Source organism: Prevotella pectinovora, assembly GCF_041323955.1.
In the GTDB taxonomy this organism is placed as follows: domain Bacteria; phylum Bacteroidota; class Bacteroidia; order Bacteroidales; family Bacteroidaceae; genus Prevotella; species Prevotella pectinovora.
In genome coordinates, this window is sequence record NZ_JBGLIV010000001.1 from 1,610,059 (window position 1) to 1,631,164 (window position 21,106).

15 protein-coding genes, 2 tRNA genes and 1 other RNA gene are annotated in these 21,106 nt (G+C 44.7%); 4 read left to right on the forward strand and 14 right to left on the reverse strand.

Annotated elements, in window-relative coordinates:
- Positions 1–162 precede the first annotated feature (162 nt).
- The 7 genes from ACDC99_RS06380 to ACDC99_RS06410 form a co-directional block, all read right to left on the reverse strand.
- Positions 163–1,905 carry a WG repeat-containing protein gene (locus ACDC99_RS06380; protein WP_370756238.1) on the reverse strand — a complete coding sequence of 581 codons (1,743 nt, stop codon included), beginning with the start codon at positions 1,903–1,905 and terminating at the stop codon, positions 163–165.
- A 12-nt stretch (positions 1,906–1,917) separates the two neighbouring features.
- Positions 1,918–2,721 (reverse strand): zinc ribbon domain-containing protein, encoded by an 804-nt coding sequence (locus ACDC99_RS06385; protein ID WP_370756240.1) that lies wholly within the window; start codon positions 2,719–2,721, stop codon positions 1,918–1,920.
- Between the two features lie 2 nt (positions 2,722–2,723).
- A complete protein-coding gene (locus ACDC99_RS06390) occupies positions 2,724–3,512 on the reverse strand; it encodes a tetratricopeptide repeat protein (protein ID WP_370756242.1) in 789 nt (262 codons plus the stop codon).
- A 1-nt stretch (position 3,513) separates the two neighbouring features.
- The gene (locus ACDC99_RS06395; RefSeq protein ID WP_370756916.1) at positions 3,514–3,867 is read right to left on the reverse strand and encodes a DUF2752 domain-containing protein; all 354 of its coding nucleotides are present in this window, start codon (positions 3,865–3,867) and stop codon (positions 3,514–3,516) included.
- 28 nt (positions 3,868–3,895) lie between these two features.
- Positions 3,896–4,483, reverse strand: coding sequence for a TM2 domain-containing protein (locus tag ACDC99_RS06400; protein ID WP_370756244.1), 588 nt, complete (start codon positions 4,481–4,483; stop codon positions 3,896–3,898).
- 2,067 nt (positions 4,484–6,550) lie between these two features.
- Positions 6,551–6,751, reverse strand: coding sequence for a hypothetical protein (locus ACDC99_RS06405; protein ID WP_370756246.1), 201 nt, complete (start codon positions 6,749–6,751; stop codon positions 6,551–6,553).
- A gap of 51 nt (positions 6,752–6,802) precedes the next feature.
- Positions 6,803–9,697, reverse strand: coding sequence for a hypothetical protein (locus ACDC99_RS06410; RefSeq protein WP_370756247.1), 2,895 nt, complete (start codon positions 9,695–9,697; stop codon positions 6,803–6,805).
- Between the two features lie 1,506 nt (positions 9,698–11,203).
- Here ACDC99_RS06410 and ACDC99_RS06415 point away from each other — a divergent pair.
- Positions 11,204–13,015, forward strand: a complete 1,812-nt coding sequence (locus tag ACDC99_RS06415) for a helix-turn-helix transcriptional regulator (protein WP_370756249.1) — start codon at positions 11,204–11,206, stop codon at positions 13,013–13,015.
- A 170-nt stretch (positions 13,016–13,185) separates the two neighbouring features.
- Here ACDC99_RS06415 and ACDC99_RS06420 read toward each other — a convergent pair whose 3' ends face one another.
- The 6 genes from ACDC99_RS06420 to ACDC99_RS06445 form a co-directional block, all read right to left on the reverse strand.
- The gene (locus tag ACDC99_RS06420; protein WP_370756251.1) at positions 13,186–13,854 is read right to left on the reverse strand and encodes a Crp/Fnr family transcriptional regulator; all 669 of its coding nucleotides are present in this window, start codon (positions 13,852–13,854) and stop codon (positions 13,186–13,188) included.
- Positions 13,855–13,860: 6 nt separating this feature from the next.
- Positions 13,861–14,868, reverse strand: a complete 1,008-nt coding sequence (locus tag ACDC99_RS06425; protein WP_231557025.1) for an FAD:protein FMN transferase — start codon at positions 14,866–14,868, stop codon at positions 13,861–13,863.
- A gap of 143 nt (positions 14,869–15,011) precedes the next feature.
- Positions 15,012–15,722 carry a DUF6048 family protein gene (locus ACDC99_RS06430; protein ID WP_156132500.1) on the reverse strand — a complete coding sequence of 237 codons (711 nt, stop codon included), beginning with the start codon at positions 15,720–15,722 and terminating at the stop codon, positions 15,012–15,014.
- On the reverse strand, positions 15,673–16,173 hold the full coding sequence (locus ACDC99_RS06435) for a DUF6452 family protein (protein WP_022316073.1): 501 nt from the start codon (positions 16,171–16,173) through the stop codon (positions 15,673–15,675). The genes ACDC99_RS06430 and ACDC99_RS06435 overlap by 50 nt, the downstream gene beginning before the upstream one ends.
- A gap of 36 nt (positions 16,174–16,209) precedes the next feature.
- Positions 16,210–17,172 carry a glycosyltransferase family 2 protein gene (locus tag ACDC99_RS06440; RefSeq protein WP_022316074.1) on the reverse strand — a complete coding sequence of 321 codons (963 nt, stop codon included), beginning with the start codon at positions 17,170–17,172 and terminating at the stop codon, positions 16,210–16,212.
- A gap of 18 nt (positions 17,173–17,190) precedes the next feature.
- Positions 17,191–17,739 carry a DUF4199 domain-containing protein gene (locus ACDC99_RS06445; RefSeq protein WP_042518857.1) on the reverse strand — a complete coding sequence of 183 codons (549 nt, stop codon included), beginning with the start codon at positions 17,737–17,739 and terminating at the stop codon, positions 17,191–17,193.
- 174 nt (positions 17,740–17,913) lie between these two features.
- Here ACDC99_RS06445 and ffs point away from each other — a divergent pair.
- Positions 17,914–18,012, forward strand: an RNA gene (gene ffs, locus ACDC99_RS06450) — signal recognition particle sRNA small type.
- Between the two features lies 1 nt (position 18,013).
- A tRNA-Thr gene (locus tag ACDC99_RS06455) sits at positions 18,014–18,090 on the forward strand.
- A gap of 300 nt (positions 18,091–18,390) precedes the next feature.
- On the opposite strand, the gene ACDC99_RS06460 is transcribed toward ACDC99_RS06455, so the two are convergent.
- A tRNA-Phe gene (locus ACDC99_RS06460) sits at positions 18,391–18,463 on the reverse strand.
- Between the two features lie 521 nt (positions 18,464–18,984).
- Here ACDC99_RS06460 and ACDC99_RS06465 point away from each other — a divergent pair.
- The gene (locus ACDC99_RS06465) at positions 18,985–21,093 is read left to right on the forward strand and encodes a M3 family metallopeptidase (protein WP_288967014.1); all 2,109 of its coding nucleotides are present in this window, start codon (positions 18,985–18,987) and stop codon (positions 21,091–21,093) included.
- Positions 21,094–21,106 lie beyond the last annotated feature (13 nt).

The window sequence follows — 21,106 nt, forward strand, 5'->3', positions numbered from 1 at the left end:
AATGATTCCATGTGGGGCATCGTAAAATGAAAAGAGACTGCCAGAAGCAGCCTCAATTTAATCTGTTACGTTACTCGTCTAAAGTAAATATTATCGTACCATTGATTGTAATTTTTTGCTTATTGCTTGAACTGATACTTGTCATTGAATTGTATAAAATTCTCAAAATCGTCTTCGGCTTGGACTTTGCCTGTTCCCAAATATTTTTCTCTTGTGTTTTGGTGCTTCACGCCAATTTCGTTCTTGCTTATTTCCGAATGTATTTTGCCTATATCTTAGGACTTCACCCCGATTTCTCATTACCTTACGATTCTGATAAGTTCTATTGACTGATTGTGGGGCATTTGGCTCGTCTTCTACACCGAATAGAATATTTAATATTGATTTTTTCTTTTTTCTGATTGGGTGTTCTGATTCTGTGTCAGCTTCATGTGGTGATACGATATTGCCTTTGGCAACATACATGTCATCATTACTACTGTCTTTATGTACGTTGTCCGCTTCTATTTTTTTTGTACTGTCTTTCACCTTTTTGCCTTCGCGGTTAATCTCCCAAACTTTGTCTTTGCGATACACCTTGCATGTGCCGTTTTGGAAATGTCCAACTCTGTCGTACTCGTGGGGCTTTATTACCATGACTCCGGAGGCGTCAATAAACAGATACTTTCCTTTTTCGTTCTTTACAGCAGCAAGGCCTTCAGAGAAGTTGTCGGCATGACTGTACGTAAGAGGAATGCATTCCTCTCCATTTGAGTTTATATATCCGTATAGGTTGCCGCACTTTGCAACAATCATATTCTCGGAAAACACTCCAAGCGAATCGTATTTTACGGGAATGAATGCTTTGCCGTTCTTATCGATCATTCCCTGCTTGTCGCCGATAAAAACATACATGTTGTCATGGAATGTGCCATCAGGAGTGAAGGCTTCAGACAGCATGTTGTTGTTTATCTTGATTTTGTCGTAGATGGCTTCCTGAATACTATTATTCTGTATGTCCATAATGCCCCATTTGTTGTTGGCTTTATAGAAAGCCCTTTCGTTAATGACGGGCGAGATGTATCCGTACTTGCAAGGAATGACAGTCTTGTATGTCTTTCCGCTAAGTACGCCTGTCAATCCGTTCACCACGATGTGTATGTAAGGAGTGGATGGATCTGGAAAATCGTCGAATGTAAGATAAGTCGTGCCGCTGTTTTCGTTCATGACGTAAGCCTTTTCTATGTCCCAAGGCTGGATGACAGTACCGTCAATGTTGTATATTCCGTATTTGCCGTCCTGTTCTACCCAAGCCATATTGTAAGCGCCGACATTATAGAATTTGCCTATGTTGGAATATTCGAAAGGAATGACAATCTTGTTGTTGCCGTCTATCATACCTTCCTTTCCATTATAGGTAGCACGCATCGGAGCATTTTTTGAATAGCTCTCCAACTTGTCGTAGATACATGGGATGAGTGATTTTACTTCGTCTGTACCTTTCAATTCAGCATATCCGTTTTTCCCATTCTTTATGAGATACACGTACTCGCCAGAGTGCTTTATGCTGCTATATTCGCATTGCAGTAGAGTTATGTCTTGTGCGTTTAACAGACCCAACTTGCCGTTTCTCTGACATTTGTAGACATTATCACGATAGTTGTTGCCCTCTTGGAAAAGGCTGATTTCGTCATAGTTTACTGGTATGTAAACCACACCCTCCTCGTCTACCACACCATATTTATATTCGCCATCTTCTGTATACTTGCTTGCTATTGCCAAACCATTTTGGAATGAAGACACATCCGCATAAATGTGCAGCGGATTCTTCTCCTCCTCAGCTTTTCTTGCGAGGTCGGCTATGGACTGTGCATGGCTGAGTGAGGAGAATAGAAGAGATACAATTATAATAAAAAATCTCATCATCTGTAGATTTAATTAATTCTCATAATATACATCGCCGCTGTTGTTGTCAACGAGCTTGTTTCCTTCCCATTTTATTGAAATGGAAATAGACGGACGAGCCGTTACTTTACCAACGAATTGCGAAACTCTTTTGAATACCGGGCTTGACGATGATATCTTGTTGTCGTTCGCATACACACCGTTCTCGGTAATTTTAAGAGTTACGCCATTATAATAATAGCTGTTGCCAACGACAAAGTTCTTGACATCCGAATTCGTGTTGAAGCCTTCTTTTACTTCTTCTACGCTCTCGTATACGGGGTCAGAGTAAACCGTATCGGCAACATTTTCTTCAGTATATGGGAATGAGTCACTTTCGAGACTATCGTCAAAATCTGCTGTGGTGTCAACCGCTGTAGTGTCTGCATTTGTAGTAAAGCGCAAAGTTTTGCCATTATAGTAACGCCCTCCGCTAACCAGGTATATAGCAAATACTCCAACTATTATGGCAAGTATGATTACTGCTGTTTTCAATCCGCCATTTGCTTCTTCCTCCTCAATAGGTTCGTAATCTTCTGAGGTGGTCGTTTGTGCGTCTGGAGCTGGTTGTTGTGAAGGCGTAGAAGTGATTGTGCCACCACATTTAGGGCATGTCGTAGCTCTTTTTGAGACAGTTGCTCCGCAATATGGGCAGACGGACAGTTTAGGATTGTTGTCTTTGGTGTTGTTTACAATAGTATCATCTGTTGTCTTATGTGGATCGTTGCCACAATGCGGACATACTGTTGCTTTGTCAGAGACCATTCCTCCGCAGTTGTTACATTTTATAAGTGCCATGATTATTTGTCTTTAGAGTTGAACTTGTTTTCCATTGCCCACTTTGCTTCGGGCAAACCACACTCTGCTGCCTTTCTGCACAAATCCTTTGCCTTATTATAGTCAGGAGCGACCTCTCCGCTTTCTCCATGATAATAAATCTTAGACAATTCATATTGGGCTTCAGGCATTCCTTGGTTAGAGGCTAATGTAAGCCATTCTATGCCTTTGCTAACATCTCTTTTTATTGTATTTCCTCCATAATAATATAAAAATGCAAGCTTATATTCAGCGAAATGAAGACCTTGTATTGCAGATTTTTCAATATACTTAAGTGCTTCTGTTGTATCTTTTTTAACAGCTAAACCGTTTAGATGGTATATTCCCATATTATATTGAGCTATAGGGTCATTTTCGTCCGCAGCCTCTTTAATCAAATCAAATGCCTTTTGTTGGTTTTTTGGAACACAATAACCAATCTCATATAAGTATCCCAACATATTTTTGCCACGTGGACAATTCATGTCGGCTGATTTTTGGGCAAGTTCGAGCGCTTCTTTACATTCTGTTTCTTTGTGCGTAATCTGTATTATGCTACTAAGCATAGCCATAGCTTCAGCGTCACCAGTTTCAACTCTTTGTCTTAGTTCGCTTTCCGACATATTCTCATAAGTGGGTATGTATACCTTATGTCTCAGAAATATTCCATTTTCTGAGTGATATAAGTCATACCCGAGGTATATGGCTACCTCACAACCTATCGCAGCCATCAATACTATGGCTGCTATAATAAGAAGATTATTCTTATTCATATCAAATACCAATTTTATAATAGAGAATTTTATATAACCATACAGTCAAAAGAATAAGATAAAATATTGAACACATCTTTGGATATACAGATTGAAACAAATGCCAAGTATACTGATTATGACTAAATAAATCGTATATAACTATTGGAATGAATAATCCTATGGGTACAAATATAACTAAAGGGTTAGATAATATTGCATACGTAAATTCACCTCCAAATAAATAGTGGCAAGCATGAGTTAATCCGCAAAGTGGGCATGGCAAACCAAAGATAGCTTTAAAGGGACAGAAAAAGAATTCTGTCCCCCATGTAGTATATGATAATATAAGCCAAGCAAGACCTGTCACACACACTATAGATACCGATATGTAAAATGTCTTCTTAGACAAATGACAACGTTTCTCTTAATAGTTTGTAGTTGTAATCTAATGTCAATCTGTTGATTTGGAATATATCTATAACCCACCATATTAAGCCTACACCACAGCATAATGTAAGCAACAGTTTTAAAGCGCCATTGGTAGTATCTCCAAGTACGAAACGGTCGACTCCAAACTCACCTACCAATATAGAAAGAACAAGCAACAGGGTGGGGTCTTTGAATGTGATGTATTCGATGGTCTCCCATTGTTCATCTGTGAGGTTAGAAAGAATGTCCCTAATCTCATTGAACTTGCTCTGTGGTAGTTTTTGGCGATTTTCGACAAGAAAATGCTGAACACGTTTTTTGCGTTCTTCTGATATACCTACTGTTTTCTGCTCAGTATTGCGTTGTTCAGAAGATTGTTCCTTCGCTTCTTTTGAGAAATTTGGACATCCACAATTTGGACACATTTCAGCATCAGCAGAATATTCTGCACCGCAATCTTCACATTTTGTCATTTTTTCTATTGGTGCTCCACAATGTGGGCATACAGTGGCTTTATCTGAAATCATTTCGCCACATTCTGTGCATTTAATAAGTGCCATATTAATAGTATTTAGTGTTACTGAATAAGTCACAACAATTTGATAAACATTTATCAAAAAAATAGAAATGCTTTTTCATTTTGCTTCATTTGACGCACCTTCAGCCCAAACAGTGTTGTTAGTAATTTGATGTTAGGGAGCATAAAAAGAAAAGTGAGGCTTTATTGCTCCTTTTCCCTCTGTGTGACGGCTTGGACTCCGTTGGTTTATGGAAAAAGGAGAATAAGCCCCACCTGTACGTATCTCGTTTTTGTATACGAATACACGCCAAGCAGAGACATATTCTCACTACACTCCAATAAACCATTTTGCGAAAGTGTCCAAGTTTCACTCGTATAGGAATATAGCGAAATACGCTTCTCTAAATATGTCCGTCAATAAAGCCTATTTCGGCAATATGACACTGCAAAGATAACAATAAATGTTGAGACTAAAGAATTTCTCTTCATGAATTTGCTGTTTTGTGTTTGTATTTAGAACCCGTTGGCGGAATTAGATTAGTGCACACTTAATCCTAATGTCAGTTTGTATTAAATTGGGCACGCTGCTTGCCCAACTGGGGCAACGTGCTTGCCCATCATGGGCAACGTGCTTGCCCTAGTTGGGCAGATTTGCTGTCAGACGTCTGCCCAATAAGTTAATGTTGCAACACCCATATTCCTGTTTTCAGGATTCTGCCAACGCATACAATTCCTGTCGTCTAAATTCCTTTCATCTGATAATTCTTTTTATCTGACAATTCTCTTTTCATCAGCAAACCATCCAGACAATAGGCTGACAATTGCCTGACAGCCAACTATCTGTCTGTCAGAACATTACGGCAAAAAACCAGATGGTCTGACAGTTTTTAAGCAATTCTTGGTTTTTACTGAGAATCAGCGATATGGGCAACTTTTGCTCATATCGACCAACTTAAATTAATTCCGCCAACGGGTATTTAGAATAATTTTTTATCTGTGCAATCTATACTGCATCTGTGTCACAATAATCTTTTAGATTTGATTGATACATTTTTTATATGGTTTTATTTCTATCATTTATTCTCATGTTGCAAACATACTACTTGAGAGACTACTATTGCAAAATTGAATATTAAAAAATCTGAAGACTTGAAAGAAAAGGCATTTTGTATACCGGAAAATTTTCTAAAAGATGCATGGCAACCCCTTGTGGTCGATGCCTCGCTCCCTCTATAGGGGTATGCAAAGAGAGGATACGGTGGAAGCCCTCCCTATAACTCATATATATACAGTACTTTAGAGTAGCTTGAATAGCTTTTGCTGCTACTGAATGCTACACCTTATAATATAAGGTGGGCAACTATGTTTGCCTTGTATATACATAAAATTACGTGAATTTACACCTTATTATATTTATAAGGACTGATGTAGATTGTCTTTTTGAGGCTTGAAATCAATTGATTTTAAGTAGAGTAAATCGTGTAAGTGACTGATATCATGGTTGTGTATGAAGTTCGTGCAGTCCCCGATAAATATCCCAGACAATAACTAACTCTCTGAATATCAGATATAGAGTATAATCGAGTTGGAATAATCCTGATGCCCCATGCCTTGACATGATGCCCCGGCTTGAATCCGGGCGTAATGTCACCTGCTTGAATATGGGCAAAGAATAAATACCAACTACAAAGAGACTTGTCTCGCAGCCACACGACTGCCGACAAGTCTCTTTTGTTTTCCATCATGATCTTAAGACCTTTTCCAAGAGGAGAAATAAATTACTCCTACTATTGACTTCAGCCCCCACCTAACCTCCCCCGAAGGGGAGGGACAGATACAATTGATAGTATGATTGTCAAAGGATAATCCATAATCGGAGTAACCAGTTCCTTCCCTTGGGGAAGGTTAGGATGGGTTGTCCTACGGGGGAGAACGAGAGGGGGCTGAAGTCGATCTGGTATTCAGATTATCAACTGTCTATCACGTTCCATAACCTTCTACGCAAAAAATAATCGAAACCCCAAGTTCTTCACAGAGCCTGGGGTTTCTTGTCAAACAACGCATTTCTGAAAAACTGTTCTGAAATGCGCAAGCAAGTCAATCACTCTCACCATGAAGGTGAATCTTTCTGATAGCCTGCCCAATTGGAATTGACAGACTCATCATATTCATTAGCATCGTCATCCCACAGTCCTTTCTTGTGAGATTTACTGTCTGCCCAGTTGTCATGAGATCCAGCGAGCATCCTACCATAGGTCTGGACATTCACGACTCCTGTTGCCGGCTTGATATATTTATTCTTTTTCATAATTCATTCATTTTAAGTCGTTAATATTCAGTCAGTGCATCAGAATGAGGGCTATCTTACCACAACCTTCGTTCCATTCACCATGTAGATGCCGCTTGGCAATGCCACTGTGCGTGTCTCGCCAGCCTTAAGAGAGGTAGTGTCTATTGTCTGTCCGTTGATGTTGCGGATATTGGTGCGCAGGTCCTTCGTTGCCGTGATGGTCAGCTTGCCTGTCTCTGCCGAGAACATGAAGCCGGCGCTCGTCGTTGTAGTCTCCGTAGCATTGTCTATCCATGATGTCTCAGTGTTCGGCTCAAGAGAGATGTTGAGGTAGCGCACATTGTTCGCTCCGTTCTGACATGCGTAGTATGATCTGAATGGCAATACGTACACATCCTGGAATCTCTCGTCGAGGAGAAGTGATGAAATGAACTTGTCCTTGTTGAAATAGAATATTCCGTCAGTCTTCGGCACTTTCACTCCGCAGTATGATCCGTAGTTCACGAGGGTTGTTGCTTCGCCCTTGATCTTGCCCGTTGCAGTCTCACCCTGGATGAGAGGCTGTGTGAGCGTTGCCGGTGTAGCCTCGATAGTAGAACCGCTCTGGCGAACAACGAAGAGTACCTTGTCGCTGTTGGTTTCCTCCATCTGGTCGATGCTCACGATGTAAGACTGGTTTGGCTTCGTAACGGGCACTCCTTTGAATGGCGAGAAGTGTGCGTCTGCCTCATAGATATATTCGCCTGTCTCCTGGGCGTTGCTGAATGTGTTGTCGGTATTCATCGTGTAGAACGTGAATGCGCAGTTGTCTTTGGTCTGCACATAGCTTCCTGTCTCTGTGTCCACTGCCACTGTGAATGGGAGCATCAGCGATACCCACTTCTTTGTTTCATTGTGGTTGAGCGTCACCTTTCTCTTGTATACCACCTCGTTGGCAGCATTGAGTCGGATGCTGTAAGGAGCGAAGAACGGCTGCTGGTCTACCAGTTCGATATCGTTTTCCGACACGAAATCGTCACCGGAGAGGGATTTCGTCACTACGTTCTTCAGGTTGGCTGTCACACCCTCCGGCATATAGAGCAGTGCGTTGTCGCCGAGCTTTGCCTTAAGGTCGGTGAGGGTTCCCCATGTAGGATCCGTATCACTGAAGAGAAGCGAGTTGATGTTGCTGGCGTCAAAATAGAGGATGTGCTTGGTGTCTACAGGAGCGTTCTCCTTCTTGTTAGTGATGTCCTCAGCAATCTTGTCGATAATCTGCTTTGCGTATACATATCCCTGACCGGTTGCGATAGGATTGTCGTCAGTGTCTTTCAGCGATACCTTCACGCCTACGTAATAGTTTGCGTCATAAGTGTTTGGCACTACGGCGTCGTTGTACACCTTGGTATAAGTCAGCTCCGGCGCATAGTCTACTGTAGTCAACTTGAGGTCTGTAGAGTAGTATGCATAGAAGGCATGGCGTGGAGTAGTTGTAGGAGCGATGTTGTAGCGGGTCTCGTCGCAGACCACGAGATAACGCTTCACGTAGTCGTCACCATTGTTCACGCGCATCTCCTGCCAAGTTCCGCCCTGAGTATTGTATGCTGTATTTGAATAGCGGTTCTCTACATAATAGTATGTACCGTCACCTGTTGTTCCAGCCTTGAAGATGTCAGAGTTGTTACACTTGAACGCCTTTGTTCCTGCCACCTTCACCTCAATCTTCTTGGTGTAGTCGTAGTCGGCAGCATCAGAGCGATGAGCCTGGAGGTTCTCATTAATCAAATCGTAGTAATCAGACTTCACGAAGTGGTAGCGAGAGTGCTTGCCCTCTGAGCCAATGTTAGTGTATGTCTCATCAGCATTCTTGTGGTGGAGTCCCTCGAAAGCGAAACGCAAACCATTAGTACCGAAGTTTTTAGGCACTGCGAAATCCACCTTGCCGTTAGTACCGATGGTGAAGTCGTCGGCGAGATACTGGTTCTTGAGTTTCTTCTCTCCCGATGGCTGGGTACAAGAGATATCCATCTTGTCGATGTATGGGTTGAGAGCCTCAAGCTGTACCTGCAGGCAAACGTATGCCAACTGATCACCTGTAAGTCCTTCAATCTGGAACTTGATGGCGTCGTTGTTAAGTTTCTCAAGAACGATGTCGCCAGTAGGATTCTCTCTGTTTACTGCCACTTCTTGAGCTACACCATTACCTGTCTTGTCAAACATCCTGACAGTGAATGAATTGTCAGAGCTTGTAACCGCTGAGTTAACAGCGATAGCATTAGACTGAGTAATGTTATAGGCGGCTTTACCATTACTATCATAAGAAATTATGTAAGAATGTGTACCGCTGACATAGAAGAGGGTTGTACCATCGGTATTAAATGAAGAGGCTTGGTTAGACTTGGTCGTAGTTTCCAAAGAATAGGTTGTAGGACCAAACCAACTAGAATTTTCTATGTGACGTAAATAATAAACCGTTGAGTTTCCCGATTTCGTTGACAACTTTCCATCTGTAGCATAATTCCATTCCACTTTGGTTGGAGTGAACTTCAGACTGGCATTCATATAATTACCCTTACCGTCGGTGATATAGATTTTGTCACCTGTCTTGATGTTCTGAGCAACATTATTTGCGTAAACCAAGCGAGCGCCCACAATACGATAGCCTACAGGGATGTTGACTTCACCCTGTGCTACGGCATCAGTTGGTGTTTCAAGCCAATAAGTATTGTTCTTGAGACCAATATAAGTATTGGTTCCATCAAAGCTTAATTTGGCAATGTTTCCTTCACCAGCGGTTCCAGGTTTTGCAGTACCACCAACTATTCCAGAATTATCGTATAACAGGAAGTCGGCCTTGAGATCCTGTACGTTTTTGTACCAATACTTATAAGATGTATAGCCTTTTACTGTTTCCTGTTTGATAGATCCAAGGTCTACTCTCTGTGTCTGGAAAGGCAAAGCAAGACAACTTACACCTCTCGTCAAAGTGGTTACACCTGGCTTAAGGTTCTCATTGAACTTTTCCGTACATTCGAAAGTAATGACAAAGGAAACTATATCGACTTTTGCAAGCCCCGATTGTCCAGCATTAGGATGTTCCTGTTTAAAATACAGAATATTTCCCATGTCAGTATTGTTCATAGAAGTTCTCTGCATAGTAATGCCCGTACTACCTGTCTTTTGTATAGTTACAGACTCCTTTGTATCTTTAAACGTAGCATCCATTTCCTTAAGTGTTGTGGAAACTGCAGCTTCACTATTTGAATTTATTACCAACTTATAACTCGTAAAGCGATATCCCTTTGGTAATGAAAGAGACATGTGATTACAAATTGTACTCGAACCTGAAGCAATGATTAGCTTACCATCAGTCTGTGCTGAAACATTATTAGCATGAACACTCATCAAACCTGCTTCTGTAAGGGTTGCTTCGTCTGAAGTAATCAATGTCAATGGCAATTGGTTATGCACCCAGGCTCCACCATAGCCATTAAGATGTTGTTCATTATCGGTACTCGACGCCGATATCACATTACCGGTCTTTGGACTAATACTAACGGTCTGCGCACAGAGACCACCGCAAATCATCGTCAAGATGAGAATTGCGGCAGCCCTGATTACGCTTCTGTAATTAGCGACATTTAAATTTGTAGTTTTACTTTTCATAATTTTTAGTTTTTGTGGCCGCCTCCCGAAGGAGGCTGTCCATGATTAAACTTACTTTTTTGTTAGCGACATTATCTGTTTTAAGATTCACAACATTATTAATTATTGCTTACTTATTTTATATGTGGAGAACCTGCGACCATAAAGATTCAGCAGGTGTGTTGGCTTGTTTCCGATAAACCTGTCGGTCTAAGGTGGCGACCGTCGTGTCAGGTTCTTGTTTGTTGTAACGATGCAAAGTAAATGAAATAATTCCATACTTGCAATAATTTCATTTCACTCATTGTAGCAATACACTTTGTTTCATGTAACGCTACGCAGAATAATACAATTGTTACAAAACAACACGTTTTTTATAAAATTTGGATACAAAACAAAATAAACCAAACAGGATATTTTTTACAAAGTTACAAAATCAATGAATGTCGTAAATTCTCGCATCAAGCTAAAGCACAACGTTTTACAAAATACAAAAAGCATAATAACGCAATTTGTAACATTTGCAATCTACAAATTTTTGCGACATATCGCAAGAGAGGCTTGAAATGTAATTATTTTGCTATTATTAACAAAGAAAAGAAGTATGAATAAAAGAAAATAATTATATTTGCAGCGAATAAATAACGCGATTAATATATAATTGCATCGCAATTAAAGCTAAATCATTCAATACTAACCATACAAAGAAGACTTACCGAGAAACCTCCTGGGAAACAGCATCACTCCTTGACACTGAAGCAAGCAAATGAAATATAACGACATATAAGGAAGTGGACCGATACCGACAACGGAAATGGATGGTAAAGACGTGAAAGGAAAAGACAAATGGAGAAGAAACTAAACACTATATTGCTGATACTGGCAGTGACTATCGCCTTCATAGCTTGTTCACAGGATGAACAGGCAAAATCAACGGCTATAAAGAAGGCAAATTCCAAATACACCTTCGAATACGTTAGAGGCATCAGTCTGACTCAGCCCAAGCGCGCCCTGAAGATGATTGAGACCGGAAAGAAAGACGGTTCGATGACGAACATCGAGGCGAATTATCTCATGAGCATGGTTTACAACAACGCGCTGAGAAACTACAGCAAGGCGGCAAACTATGCCGTGGCAGCCCTCAACGACCCAGACATCAACAAATATCCGGAAAAGGAAAGGCAACTTTACTACATGGCTTCATCGCAGTTTTACAGCTGCGGCAACTATGTGGAAAGCCTTACCATGGCAGACAAGGGCATAAAGTTGGCATACGAGCATAAGGACAGAAAGCTCATGTCACAGCTGCTGATGACCATCGGCGAATGTCATGGCGAAGTGGGAAACATGTGGCATGCCATAAATACCTTCGACCGCTGCATACAGATAATTACAGAACAACTGAAGAAGACTCCCGACTGGGACACATATTTCGACCTCGCCACCGTGTACTCACTGAAAGCGAATTCGGCTATCGACATCAAGGAATACAAGCTGGTAATCGACATGCAGCCGAAATACAAGAAATGCCTGGACAAGCTGAACAAACTGAAGGAGGATGTGAGCGGTGCCAACGACGTGGCAAACGCCGGATACTACTCGCTATTGTCAATAGCATACGAGAAGAGCGGCAATCATGCAAAAGCAAGGGAATGCTTCGACAACCTGCTCTCCACACGTACTGCCCTCTTGCCCGACGGTGCATCATACGTAGTGCCTTATCTGCTGGAGACAAAGCAATACAAAGAGGCGTTGAAAAAAATCAACGAAGAGGAGAAGACTTGGATGTCGCACGGAAGAGACACCGTGGACTACATTTACTCCAACACCATACTCATGAACAAAGCCCGTGTGCTGCAGGCTCTCGGAAGATATGAGGAGGCGATAAATACCGGAATGAGGGCATATAACCTGAGCGACTCGCTGACACGACGCATCAAGGAGCAGAACGCCACATGGCTATCGGAGAAGATGGGCAAGAAAGTGCTGAAGAGTTATATAGAAAACCAGGACAAGCAGCTGACGATAAACAGATGGGCAAACATCATCATGGGTGTATTGCTCTTCATCTGTATCACACTGATTGTCTTCGTCATTCGCGACAACAGGATAATAAAGAACAAGAACAGGGTGTCGTCATCGCTCATCGGGGAACTGTCTAAATACAAAACGGAACTTTTCGACAGGATGTTGGAACATCCAGACAAGGTGAATAATGCAGCATCAGCCAATGACAAGGCATCTGCAACAGATGACAAAGGAAAGGCTGTGAACTCCGGTGAGACAGTAAAGACGGAAAAGAAGACTGACAGCAAGGCTCACAACGAGGAGTATGAGCAATTCCTGAAGATTGAGAAGATGATATTCGAAAAGAACCTGTTCATCCGCACCAAACTATCGAGAACCGAAGTGGCAGCCGAAGCCGGAATGTCGACAAGCCATTTCAATGCCGTATTCGACAAATACTCTCAGCTGACGTTCACTAACTATATCAACAACCTGCGTATGGAGCGTGCGGCAAAGCTGCTGAAGGAAAAGCCGAACTATTCTATCGAAGCCATCGCCCAGGAATGCGGTGTGCCGGTGAGACAGACGTTCTACAGACTGTTCTCGAAGAAATACGGTATGACGCCGGCGGATTATAGAGACAATATCTAATCCTAAAACGGGATTAAGCCGTCTCCCTCCAATGGTAATCAGGACGCTTAACCAAAATCAAGCATCAGGACGCTTGATATGTTAATTTGAACCGACAGAACCCGTTTTATTATTTCATTAGCGGGTTAAATCAGATTTTCATCAGTGGAGCAGGAAATGGCTTGAGGGGCTTACAGTTTCTCCAGCGCTGCCACCACGATTTTTTCTCTCCCCATCTCGAGCAGTCCCTGACTCTCCAGCTCATGCAGGGCTTTAGAAACATTGAGACGGCTCTCGCCGATCTCCCTTGCCAGTCTCACCATACCAACGACAAGCGTTTTCTTGCCGGCAGGATGGAGACAACGGGAAGAGAGGAAAAAAGCAATCTTCTTTCTGATGCCCTCCGGTCTTCGGCGCCAGGGCAGATGCTGCATCCTTTGAGTCAAAGTGCAAAGGATATTCATCAGATTGAGGCGGAACACCTCAGAGGCAGTAACGATTTTCATTATCTCCGCCTTGTCTATCGTCAGGAGGTTACACTCCGTGGCGGCAATGAATTTGCGTGAGTACCGCTGTGTCAATCCGAACAAACGCTCGGGCTGCAACACGCAAGGCGTGGCAACACACTCCACTATGCGATACCCACCATCGTCGGCAACCGTCTCCACATCCAGTTCGCCCTGCAAGACAAACGACAGTCCGTTGCACACCTCTCCTTCGGCAACAACCGTTCCGCCCCGCTCCACCTTGGAGAAGCCAAGTTTGACATGAGCTATGACATTGTCAAACTCGCTCAGGCTCATTCCCTGGAACAGAGGAAGGCGAGCCAGCAGACTATATGGATTGAAGTGATTACCCACGATATATTATTTATCCACGATATATCCCTTCATCGAAGGAGAGAACCACACAGCATTCTTTCCTTCAGAATCAGAATAGATGAAATAAGCCATCAGCTCCGTATGCTTCTCCAACACCTTCTTCGCCTTGTCGAGACCGAGCACCATGAATGATGTGGCATAGGCGTCGGCAGTGGCGCAGTTGTCGGCAATCACCGTAGCAGACAGGATATTGTGCTGCACGGGGCGACCGGTCTTGGGGTCGATGGTATGGGCATATTTCTTGCCGTTCTTATAATAGAAATTGCGATAGTTTCCACTTGTCGCCATCGCCTTGTCGGTGACATTGAGCACGGTCTGCAGTTCCTGGTTCACGTTCAGCGAATCGTCGGTAGGCTTCGTAACACCAATCTTCCACGGCATACGCTCATCGTTGACGCCACTCACCACAATCTCTCCTCCTATCTCCACCATATAGTTCTTTATTCCCTTTGAGGCGAGCAGGCGCGCCACCATATCGCAGCCATAGCCCTTGGCGATGGCACTGCAGTCGAGCATCGTGGCAGGATTCTTCTTCACCACTCTCCCACTCTTCATGCTTACCTTATGGAAGCCCACAATCTTCCTCAGCTGGTTTATCTTCCTGTTGTCAGGCATCTTGCCGTGTTTGAATCCGAATCCCCATGCGTTCACCAATGGCGCCACGGTGATGTCGAAAGCTCCGTCGGTCTCTCCAGACACCTGTTCTGCCAACTTGAACACCTCGGTGAACATACTGTCAGCCACGACATCCTCATTGCGGTTTATTCTGGAAATAATGGACTTTGGATTGAAAGTGGAAAGCGAATTGTCCACCTTCTTCAGCTCAGCCTCGATTTCCGGCTGCAAGTCTTTGTCGCTCTGATATGTAATATTGTAAACGGTGCCGAACACGAAGCCCGTATTCTTCTGGAACGGAGCATTGCGCTGCTTGGCTACAATCAGCACCGCCGCTATAACGACAAACGAGAGGATACCCAACTTGAGGTATCTCATTTTCTTTTTATTATCCATATTTCTTTGATTTGTTTGCATTTATGTCTCTTTGAATTATACCTTATATACCTTTATTATATATCGACGTATACCTTCATTTCTTACATCAACATCAGAGATTACCTTCCTCTGGATGCACCATGCTATATATCCAGCGAGATGTTGAAGAGAGCACCGAAAGCCGTAGTGCCAGTCTTTCCGAATCCCGGCACATACCATGACTTGCCGAGCTTTCCCTCGTCTGCTGTCAGCTTCTGCTTGTAGCGCAGGCTCCAGCCGAGATGCAGCGGACCGACGAGCTTCACGTCTACTCCCAGGGCAGCCTCAAGCCAATGATAGTTGCATTTTGCGCCCTTCACCTCGTATGGCGTGACGCCTCCCCACACGGGGTCTTCAACTCCCGGCGAAGCAAGGTCATACTTGTATGAAGTGAATGCATACCGCGCTCCCACATAAAGCCGGTAGATGTCGTGTTTGTTTTTCAACACGTTGAAATCCATTCCGGCACGGAAGAACGGTGCACTCGTCTTATAAGACATCTGTGTATTCTCCTCCGTGTGGTCTGCCTTGCCGTAACCCACCTCTACCACAGGGAAATACCTGTCACGCAGGTTGAGATGGAGGGCAGCCTCATACTGTCCGTAGTCGCTCACCGCCATCATGACGGGACCTACGGCATCCACCGACACTGAGAAGCCACGGAAGAGCGCCACGGTGTCGCGTTCTGCCACATTCTTCTTGGCAGCGGCATTCCGCTTCTGTGCATTGGCAGGGATTGCCATCACAAGGAGAAGCATCACCACGCTAATGGCGAGGCGAGAAATAAATGTGGAAGTGGGTCTTCGATGTGTCATAGTCAACGTTATGATAGTTAATAGCCACGGAGTCGATGGCGTGATGTGTTGTTGTCACTCCTTTAATCTTGTGGAAATATGATGCCGCACAATCCGTGGACTCAAAGTGCATCATATCTTCCTTGTCCACAACAATGGTGTCGAGGGATGCCGTCACACCATCCGTCAGCTCCACGAAGAAGGAGTCTCTGGGCTGCGCATTGCTTATGGGCAACGAGAATTTCGTGATGTCCTGGTCCTTGTTTATCAGCACGGAGTCAGAACCGTCGGTGCGGTTTGTCGACACCGTCATGGCGAGCCTCATCGTGTCCGTTCTCCCGTCAGCATCGAGCAGGGCATAATTGGTGAGCACCTTGTTGTTGAGCGGACAGTCCACCGAAGAGCAGGATGCTGCGACGGCGGCAACGGCGATAATTGCCGGCAACGACAGGCGGAAGGGTGAAAAATTCATATTTCGTTATTCTTGATTCAAAGATGTATTCTTGATTCAGATTTCCTTCTCCACCTGATAGTCGTTTCTCGTAGAGGAGTTGCGGCTTATCAGGTCGCCGAGGAATCCGGCGAGGAAGAGCTGCGTTCCGATCATCATCATCGTGAGAGCGATGTAGAAGAAGGGCGACGAGGTGACGAGTCTCTGCGGAATGCCGTTGGCGAGACACCAGAGCTTGTCTATGCCAAGTCCGAGAGCCGAGAGAAAACCAATCATGAACACCAGCGTGCCGAGGAATCCGAACACATGCATCGGCTTTCTGCCGAAGCTGCTCAGGAACCACAGCGTTATAAGGTCGAGGTATCCGTTGAAGAAGCGGTTCCAGCCCATGAATTTCGATTTGCCGAACTTGCGTGCCTGGTGGTGTACCGGCTTCTCGCCTATCTTGTCGAAGCCGGCATTCTTTGCCAGATATGGTATATATCTGTGCATCTCGCCATACACCTCGATGTTCTTCACCACATCCTTGCGGTAGGCTTTCAATCCGCAGTTGAAGTCATGCAGATTATGTATTCCGCTGACCTTCCTTGCCGTGGCGTTGAAGAGCTTTGTCGGAATGGTCTTGGAGAGGGGGTCGCCCTGCTTGCGGTTCATCTTGTAGCCCGAAACAAGGTCGTAGCCGTCTTCCTTTATCATGCGGTAGAGCTCCGGAATCTCGTCGGGAGAATCCTGCAGGTCGGCATCCATGGTGATCACCACATCGCCTTCTGCCTTGTGGAATCCGCAATACAGAGCGGGACTCTTACCGTAGTTGCGACGGAATTTTATTCCCTTCACATTCTGCGGATTCTCAGCGCGAAGCTGCTCTATCACATCCCACGACTTGTCGGTGGATCCGTCGTTCACGAATATCACCTCGTATGTAAAGCCTTTGCTCTTCATCACTCGCGCTATCCACGCATAGAGCTCCGGCAATGATTCGTCCTCATTATATAGAGGTATAACTACTGATATATCCATAGTCTGAAAATGTATTATCTATTGTTTGCGCATCAGCGCACCCACGGGCACACTGATGATAATGCCTAATATCACGTTGAGCGTCAGAAACTGGAACGCTATCTCTATCGGCCTTATCGTTCCCATGGTGGCCTGCAGGATTGCTATCATCTGCTTGGGATCCATGCCATACACCTCCGTAACGGCTTTAGCTGTCTCTGGCATTGAAAGCATAGCGATGGTCTGGTTCACCATGTAGCCTTGGTCGATAAACTGGAAATATACGTACTGTCCCACTGCCATGAGGATAGTGGCATAGAAGTATGTCATTATGGAATAGAGAGTGGCTTTGCCAAAGGAGATCCTGCCTCCGAGAATGCGGTCGCGGAACTTGCGGAGCCTCATGGCTGCCAAAATGATGGAGTATATGCCGATTGCCATTCCTGCGAGTCCGAGCATGGGCATCTGCAGATTGCCAATGAAGCAGAAGAAACTGACAACCCACATCACACCGATTATCGCTCCGTCGATTCGGGCAAAGGCGGTAAACTGCCGGTATTCGTCGTTAGAAGACTTGTTGATATCCATATTCTTTGTTCTTTCTTTCTTCTTTCTTTATTCTTTCGTTGTTATTTCGATGCAAAAGTACTTATTTTATATGGTATAACGAGTATAGGCAGACTTTTTTTTGAAATTTCGAAGGAAAAAGTTTGTGGAAAAGATAAAAAGCATTACCTTTGCACCCGCAAAAGTGAACAAGACGGGTAAGTCTTGTACGGTCAGCTCCCTTCGAATCCTCCAGGACGGGAACGTAGCAAAGGTAGTTGGTTGTAGCGACGCGATACAAGTAGCTTGCCCACCCGCCTCTTTAGCTCAGTTGGCCAGAGCACGTGATTTGTAATCTCGGGGTCGTTGGTTCGAATCCGACAAGAGGCTCCACAAATGGGAAATGAAAAGATGAAGGGAAATGAGAGATGATATCCTGGTTTCAGGAAGCATCTCTCTTTTTTTGTTTATATAATGTTTATACACCCCAAACACTTGTGATATTCTACATCGTCAGGCAACGGTTCGTCCCAAATGGGGATTGGCGGATTATCCCGGCTGGCATCACCATAAGTCAGGAATATAGTTTTGTGGTTAGTGCTGCATAGCGAAACGGATGGCGGATATCACTAAAAAAAATGACATAAAAAAAAGCCCTGCTGCTTGCGCAAACAGGACCAATGAAAGGAGGAGTGGTACCACCAGGAATCGAACCGGGGACACAAGGATTTTCAGTCCTTTGCTCTACCAACTGAGCTATGGCACCATCATAAATTTATTAATGCAAACAACGCATAAGCGTGATTTGTGGTTGCAAAGGTACACAAAAAGTTTTAACCTGCAAACTTTTCCTTCATTTTTTATCAAAAAACTTATTAATCGAGAGAAAACAAGAATTCATTTTCTTTTCCTAACGGTTTTTTCAGAAGAAAACAAAGATAACCTTCTGTATGTATTTCCGATTGGACAAGTCCGCTGATTTTTAGAAGAAAGTCAGACGACTTACCCAATTAACAATATGAATATATGCATTTATCCATTTTTGCCTGAAATCAGAGGACAAACCACCAGACAGGCAAGTGAATCAGCCGACAAGGAATCAACAACCCTATCAAAGCCGGACGGAAACAAAGCTATATAGCAACCACAAGACCATCACAACTGTTAAAAAAAGATAGAGCAGCGAGAAATGTCACCCATTTTGTTGTGTCATTTAGAAACAAAGGGTATCTTTGTATTAATAAATAAGTATCTTAAACCGAAATCAGAAGAAGGACAACATACAGTATGGAAGAAAAAGAAATTGAGAAGACGAAAAGAGTGAACCCATTCCTCGAACAATACAAGACACCGCACGAAACGGTGCCTTTCGACAAGATAAAACTCGAGGACTACGAGGAGGCATTCCTCGAAGGCATCAGGCGCGACGACGAACAGATAGAAAAGACTATCAACAATCCCGCAGAACCAACTTTCGACAACACGATAATCAACGTTGACGACGATAAGGACGGATACTACGACTTGCTGTCGAGGGTTTCCACGGTGTTCTTCAACCTGCTCAGTGCGGAGACCAACGACGAGATGGACGCCCTGGCACAGAAGATGCAGCCGATACTGACGAAACACGCCAACGACGTGAGACTCAACAAGAAACTCTTCGAGAGGATAAAGGCGGTATACGACAACCACCGCGAACTGACTCCTGAGGAACAGAGACTGCTCGACAACTGCTACGACGGATTCGTGAGAAGCGGTGCGCTGCTCGACGACGAGGGAAAGGAGAAACTGAGAAAACTTACCGAGGAGGCAAGCATGCTGTCGCTGCAGTTCTCGCAGAACCTGCTGAAGGAGACAAAGGCATACACCCTGCATATCACCGATGAGAAAGATCTCGACGGACTGCCCGACACGGCGAAGGAGGCGGCTGCCATGACTGCAAAGGAACAGAAGAAGGAGGGATGGATATTCACACTCGACTATCCCAGCTACAGTCCGTTCATGACATATTCCACACGCCGCGAACTGAGACGCGAGATGTATATGCAGCGCAACACGATGTGTACTCACGACAACGGGGAGAACAACCTGGAGATATGCAAGAGAATCGTTAACCTCAGAAGGGAGATAGCACAGCTGCTGGGATATGAGACGTATGCCGAATATGTATTGAAAAACCGTATGGCGAGCAATACACAGAACGTGTACAAGCTGCTCGACGACCTCATCGACGCCTATATGCCTACGGCAAAGCTGGAGGTGGCCGACATCGAGAAGAAGGCGAAGAGCATGGAGGGCGACGACTTCAAACTGGAGCCTTGGGACTTCAGCTTCTATTCCCACAAACTGCAACTAGAAAAGTTCAACCTCGACGCCGAGATGCTGCGCCCGTATTTCGAACTGAGCCGCGTGATAGACGGAGTGTTCGGACTGGCAAACAGACTATACGGCATAACATTCAAGGAGAACAAGGACATCCCCGTCTATCATCCCGACGTGAAGGCATACGAGGTGTTCGACAAGGACGGTTCGTATCTCGCCGTGTTCTATGCCGACTTCCATCCGCGCAAGGGAAAGCAGGGCGGAGCATGGATGACGGAATATCAGGGACAATGGATTGACAAGAAGGGGGAGAACGTGAGACCACACGTGAGCGTGGTGATGAACTTCACGAAACCTACTGCCGAGAAGCCGGCGCTGCTGACACTGGGCGAGGTGGAGACTTTCCTCCACGAATTCGGACACAGTCTCCACGGCATGTTCGCAAACACCAGATTCGAGAGCCTTTCAGGAACCAACGTGTGGTGGGACTTCGTGGAACTGCCGTCGCAGTTCATGGAGAACTATGGCGCCGAGAAGGAGTTCCTGCGCACCTTCGCCTTCCACTACAAGACCGGCGAACCGCTGCCCGACGAACTGATAGAGCGGATCAGGAAGAGCCGCAACTTCATGGTGGCATACGGCTGCATGAGGCAGGTGAGCTTCGGACTGCTCGACATGGCGTACTATACAAAGAAGGATGCCTTCACCGACGACATCATACCGTTTGAGAAAAAGGCATGGCAGAAAGCGATGGTGCTGGAACAGCTGAAAGACACGTGCATGACGGTGCAGTTCAGCCACATCATGGCTGGAGGATATGCCGCCGGATACTACAGCTACAAATGGGCTGAGGTGCTCGATGCCGACGCCTTCAGCGTGTTCAAGAAGAACGGCATCTTCAACAGGGAAACGGCACAGAGCTTCCGCGACAACATCCTGTCGAAGGGCGGCACGGAGCATCCGATGACCCTATACAAGAGATTCCGCGGATGTGAACCTACCATCGACGCACTGCTTGAGAGAAACGGAATAAAGAAAGCTTCGGCAGAGGAGAACCGCCAGACTCAACAATAACGACAAACACTAT